Below are 2,207 nucleotides of genomic sequence, written 5' to 3'. Positions count from 1 at the left end.
ATTAAGTACGGTGTTGAATCCCCTACAAAACATTGAACCTTCTCCCAAGGGGAGAAGCGAAGCGCGATCTGCCCTCTGCCGACGCTCGCGGACTCGCTAACGCTGCGCTATCCTGCCTCCTGCCTTCTTCAAATCAGATCCCTACTAGGAGCACGGTTATGCACCAGAGCATTCACGAGGCCGCTAGCAATATCTGGTTTACTGAACTCAAAGCCGACAAAGTTGGCAGATTAATCACTGGATTAACCAAATCATGATTATTCCGTAATCAATAGAAAATTCAGGGTAAGAATGTCTTTTCAACCACCATGCTCTGATCTAATCTGTCAAGTACAATTTATACCAAATTAGATGTTCTCACCCTGTCTTTACGAGAGGCTGCGCTCAGTAATCATAAATCAATTAACTTGCTCTGTATCTTTTTTATTTTTTGGTCAAAATTTTACAAAGATGATATTGGAAGAAACAGCTGCACAAACGCCTGAACTAGAATCATTGACTCAAGAAAGTCTTACCCGTGGTTTAATGGTGCTTGCCAATCTTGATAGCGATTTGGCTCGGATTTTAGAAAGATTGGGGCCTCCACCTATATGGAAAAGAGAACCGGGTTTTGCAACGCTGTTGTGCATAATTCTGGAACAGCAAGTTTCCGTAGCGTCTGCAAAGGCTATATTTAACCGTCTACGCGGGATTGTTGTAACTCTAACGCCAGAAAATTTTCTGATATTGGATGATGTTCAATTGAGAGGAATTGGATTTAGTCGGCAAAAGATTCTCTACTGTCGTGGGTTGGCTCAGGCGATAGCAACTGGTCAACTTGACCTAACCAAGCTGGAAAGAATGGATGAAACTACTATCAGAACTGAGTTAAAGCGTCTTAAAGGGATAGGAGACTGGACGGTTGATATTTATTTACTCATGGCGCTGCAAAGACCTGATGTCTTTCCCAAAGGCGATTTAGCGATCGCGATCGCTTTACAAAAACTCAAAAATTTGGCGACGCGTCCAACACCAGCACAACTAGAAGCGATCGCACAGATTTGGCGGCCGTGGCGAGCAGTTGCTGCAAGACTTTTATGGCACTACTACCTATTTATTTGAACCAGAAAAAGATTAGATAAGAATGCGAATAGCCTACCAGTACCGTCTACGACTAACCAAGGAACAAATAGCCACCATCGAAAACTGGCTGGAACTTTGTCGCCGTCAATATAACTACAGACTTACTGAACGGTTTAACTGGTGGGAAAGTAATCGTTGTGACATTAATCGATGCTCTATTATTTCCTGCGGTATTGCACCACCAAAAGATAAACCTGATTACTATAGTCAAAAGCGGGATTTAACCAACAGTAAATCTTTGTTTCCAGAATATAAAGATTTACCTTCCCACACATTGCAAGACGTAATTTCACGCGTTGAAAAGACTTTTGAACGTTGGCTGAAGGGAGATAGCAACGGTAATCGCTCTGGTCGTCCCAGATTCAAAGGTAAGGGGCGCTATCATTCATTGGCGTTTCCTGACCCCATCAAACCAGAACACGTTCAGGGTAAATTCATTCAATTACCCAAAATCGGCAAAGTCAAGATGATTTTGCACCGTCCCCTACCGAATGGTTTTAAAATCAAAACTGCGACAGTTACCAGTAAAGCTGATGGTTGGTATATCAGTCTTAGCCTAGAAGATGTAACTATACCAAAGATCAAGCCTGACGTTATCTCCACATTACATAACACAGTAGGTATTGATATGGGGCTGAAATCATTCTTGGTGACAAGCGACAACCAAGAAGTGCAAATCCCCCAACATTACCGCAAAGCTGAAAAACGATTAAAGCGGTTACAACGTCAACTGTCTCGAAAAAAGAAAGGGTCAAATCGTCGCAAAAAAGCGATTAAACGTGTTGCTAAAACTCACTTAAAAGTTGCTAATCAACGTAAAGATTTTCATTATAAAACTGCAATATGGTTACTAAATCAATCCCAAGTTATCGCCCATGAAAACTTAAATATCAAAGGGCTGGCAAAGTCTATGCTTGCCAAGTCCGTAACCGATGCTGGCTGGGGTCAATTTCTACAAATCCTGAATACCAAGGCTGCAAGTGCTGGGTGTTTGGTAGTAGCGGTAAATCCCAATGGCACAAGTCAAGAGTAGACTTCTTGCATAAGTCGGGAAAAGGGCAAGGGGGAAGGGGAAAAAGTTCTGT

At 42.4% G+C, this 2,207-nt stretch carries 2 protein-coding genes; both read left to right on the top strand.

Annotated features, from left to right (window positions below):
• Positions 1 to 450 precede the first annotated feature (450 nt).
• Positions 451 to 1,101, top strand: coding sequence for a DNA-3-methyladenine glycosylase 2 family protein (locus VB740_RS17970; RefSeq protein WP_323201316.1), 651 nt, complete (start codon positions 451 to 453; stop codon positions 1,099 to 1,101).
• Between the two features lie 22 nt (positions 1,102 to 1,123).
• Positions 1,124 to 2,155 carry a transposase gene (locus VB740_RS17965; RefSeq protein ID WP_323201315.1) on the top strand — a complete coding sequence of 344 codons (1,032 nt, stop codon included), beginning with the start codon at positions 1,124 to 1,126 and terminating at the stop codon, positions 2,153 to 2,155.
• The last annotated feature ends 52 nt before the right edge of the window (positions 2,156 to 2,207 follow it).

Origin of the sequence: Nostoc sp. UHCC 0251 (genome assembly GCF_034932245.1) — a bacterium.
Classification (GTDB): domain Bacteria; phylum Cyanobacteriota; class Cyanobacteriia; order Cyanobacteriales; family Nostocaceae; genus Nostoc.
Note: the sequence above shows the minus strand (reverse complement) of the source record. Positions and strands in the feature narration are given on the sequence as shown.

Excerpts from the sequence above, each read along its gene's own strand:
- VB740_RS17970 (WP_323201316.1), top strand. The coding sequence starts at position 451 with ATGATATTGGAAGAAACAGCTGCACAAACGCCTGAACTAGAATCATTG.
- VB740_RS17965 (WP_323201315.1), top strand. The coding sequence starts at position 1,124 with ATGCGAATAGCCTACCAGTACCGTCTACGACTAACCAAGGAACAAATA.